This window comes from Bartonella sp. AD328YNZD (assembly GCF_042196425.1).
The window spans coordinates 1-2,605 of sequence record NZ_JBHIQG010000324.1 but is presented as its reverse complement, the minus strand read 5'-3'; the positions used below and the strand labels follow the sequence as shown (position 1 = coordinate 2,605).

The window sequence follows — 2,605 nt, the reverse complement described above, 5'->3', positions numbered from 1 at the left end:
AACATATAGATAAAGCGTGAGAACATGATCTATCCTTTCTTATTAGCGGCGTATTCTTGACGTTTAAGTTGTCTCTGTATGTTTTTGATTAGTCTTTCATTGGCTTCTTTTACAATAGCACTTGCAATCTCTGGCTTGGACATCACTTTAGCAATTGAAGGTCCTTCTTGTTTTGCAATGGGGAATTGATCTCCGTCATCTCTTTGAAACACATTCCCTCCCATTTTCAAATCAACGCGCTTTGGAAAACTCCCACCCTTAATAAAACCATGAGGCAAGATTTCTTTCTTTCCAAATAGTGTGTAAGCCACGCCGTGTTTTGTTTCTTTTGCTTTAAAAAATTTAAGAGGTATTGGTGTTCCAGAACCAATGATATCTGTCTCAAGAAACTTTGCTGTCGCCTTTTCTTTAATATAAACACCTTTTCTTATACCCTTTATTTGGGCTGATGAGATGTCAGCAACTTGCTTTTCAGTAAAGCGTTCAACTTGTTTTGCTGCAGTGTTTAGAGCATTACGCAAAGCCCAATTAAGGCGAGGGGCTTGAAGGCTTGTGAAGGTATCTTTTGCCTGTTGAAGATACCATTTTTGGTGGATGATTAACTTCAACTTTTAAGCCTTTTTTGGGGTAGGTGTTGATGGCTTGGAAGTTTTAGGTGTTTTGGGTTGTTCGAGTGGAATTTCCTCAGCTGCTGATTCAGTTGATGTTTGTACGGCTTCTTGTTCTATCTGCTTAATTTGTTCAACTACCTTGTCAGGTTTTATTTTTGTTTTAACATCAACAAAAGGTTTAGCAGCATTTGCACGCTTGAGACGTGCGTAGACTTGATTGGAAATCTCCACAAATGGATTATTGGGAGTTGAAGTTTCAAAACGAACAGTGCTTTTATTATCGCCAACAACACACATTGGCTTGGTGATGATTGCTTTCATCATTGCTCCTTTTGAGTCATAATTAATGACATAATTAGTCAAATATTGATTTTTATTTTGTGAAAAATTAATTAGCCAGAATTAGCAAGAAAACAGGGCTTTCTAGCCACGCTTCAAGTTAACATTTTGCTGAATTTTTGGAGATATTTTTGAATTTTAGACGCAATACAACTACTGCCATGCTGTCATTAAATACGATTTTTTACACTATGTCAACAAAAAAATCATGATCTTGTATTTTTTTTATTTTTTTACCTAAATATGGTGTTTTAAAAGATGTTCTTTATTTTCCTTCAATACAACATTTATGTTGTATTGAAACATTTTAGATGTTATATTATTATAATGAATAGTCAAGAATTGAAAAGATATCTTACAAAGCATGGTTGCAGTTTTACCTCAGGGAAGGGAGGGCATTTGCTTGTAAAGCGTGGTTCTAAAAAGTCCGTTTTACCTATGCATGGTACGCGAAAAGAATTAGGAACAGGATTAGTCCAGAAGATTCTTAAAGATCTTGACCTAAAATAAGCCTGAATATGGAGGTGTAAATGAAATATGCAATCAAATTTATCAAAGATGACAATGATACTCTTCTAGTCGTCTCTAAAGACTTTCAGGAATTTATTACCTATGGTAACGATGAAAAAGAAGCTTTGGAACAGGCTAAAAATGCACTTTTAACAGTCATTATGGGGCGTTTCCAAGATCGTGAATTTATTCCCTTTGGACATCGTGATATTGCCTATCCTTTTGTTGAAGTATCTTCATTGGTGACTTTAAAAATTGCAATACATAACGCTATGATTGAAAAAAACTTACGCAAAGCTGATCTCGTACGTCTTTTAAAACTTCATCCAATACAAATTGACCGATTGTTGGATTTAAACCACGCAACCAAATTAGATGCCTTAGAATCTACTCTCATTGCTCTTGGAAAAGAGATCTCTATTAATATTCAAAATGCTGCTTGAATTTAGCGGTTTTGTGTAAAATGCTTATGAAGCGCATTAAGAACGACACACAGTGAATTAACAAGATATGGTAACGATTGCTCTTCTACAACAATGTATTGTAGTGCGGCATAAAGATTATGCTGTCTATAAAGGCGTTGTGCTTCTTTTAGCACCTCTTTCATTGCTTCATAGTAATGAGTAGTTTTTTCAATCCATTGTTTTTTTGCCTCTTCATTTAAAGATGGAGTAAAGTCATCATAAATTGCATTTGGTAAGGCTTTTGCACAGAGGTAATTATTTCTCACTTCAAGATATTTTTGTGCAGCATCATACTGATCTTGATTAATCACACCTTGCAGATAAAGCCGTCCGATATAGGTAGCGGAAAGCGGATTTTTAGCATCTTCTATGGTCAAACCAAATCGCTTGGCACGCATTTCAATTGCCAATTTATCAATCGGTTCACGCGGTATTTTTGCTCGCGAGATACGACCATTGGGTTCTCTGAGACATCCATTAATACGAGGACGTCCACGTTTTGCATGTTTTTTTCTTTTAGCCATATTTTTTCAATCAGAATGGCATGCTATCGTTAAGAGATGTGCCATGATCAGTAGCACCTGAAGCGATAGCATAATTTTGAGAAGTAATGGGTGAAGGGAATGCCGATTGCTCTTTTTTGGCATCAAGCAAATACAACTCGCCTTTGAATTGTGGTAA

At 35.8% G+C, this 2,605-nt stretch carries 5 protein-coding genes and 1 pseudogene; 2 read left to right on the top strand and 4 right to left on the bottom strand.

What is annotated here, in order from left to right; genetic code table 11:
• Nucleotides 1-29 precede the first annotated feature (29 nt).
• Both ACFIO3_RS11265 and ACFIO3_RS11260 read right to left on the bottom strand, forming a co-directional pair.
• Entirely contained in the window at nucleotides 30-608 is a 579-nt protein-coding gene (locus ACFIO3_RS11265) for a hypothetical protein (protein ID WP_375608670.1), read from the bottom strand.
• 3 nt (nucleotides 609-611) lie between these two features.
• On the bottom strand, nucleotides 612-932 hold the full coding sequence (locus ACFIO3_RS11260; protein ID WP_375607176.1) for a hypothetical protein: 321 nt from the start codon (nucleotides 930-932) through the stop codon (nucleotides 612-614).
• Nucleotides 933-1,277: 345 nt separating this feature from the next.
• Here ACFIO3_RS11260 and ACFIO3_RS11255 point away from each other — a divergent pair, with 345 nt between their 5' ends.
• Both ACFIO3_RS11255 and ACFIO3_RS11250 read left to right on the top strand, forming a co-directional pair.
• Nucleotides 1,278-1,460, top strand: coding sequence for a type II toxin-antitoxin system HicA family toxin (locus ACFIO3_RS11255; RefSeq protein ID WP_019220217.1), 183 nt, complete (start codon nucleotides 1,278-1,280; stop codon nucleotides 1,458-1,460).
• Nucleotides 1,461-1,480: 20 nt separating this feature from the next.
• Nucleotides 1,481-1,903: a type II toxin-antitoxin system HicB family antitoxin gene (locus ACFIO3_RS11250; protein ID WP_375607163.1), complete on the top strand. Its 423-nt coding sequence runs from the start codon at nucleotides 1,481-1,483 to the stop codon at nucleotides 1,901-1,903.
• A gap of 2 nt (nucleotides 1,904-1,905) precedes the next feature.
• On the opposite strand, the gene ACFIO3_RS11245 is transcribed toward ACFIO3_RS11250, so the two are convergent.
• Nucleotides 1,906-2,448 (bottom strand): hypothetical protein, encoded by a 543-nt coding sequence (locus tag ACFIO3_RS11245; RefSeq protein WP_375704476.1) that lies wholly within the window; start codon nucleotides 2,446-2,448, stop codon nucleotides 1,906-1,908.
• A 10-nt stretch (nucleotides 2,449-2,458) separates the two neighbouring features.
• Nucleotides 2,459-2,605, bottom strand: a pseudogene (locus tag ACFIO3_RS11240) (single-stranded DNA-binding protein); the annotation flags it as partial.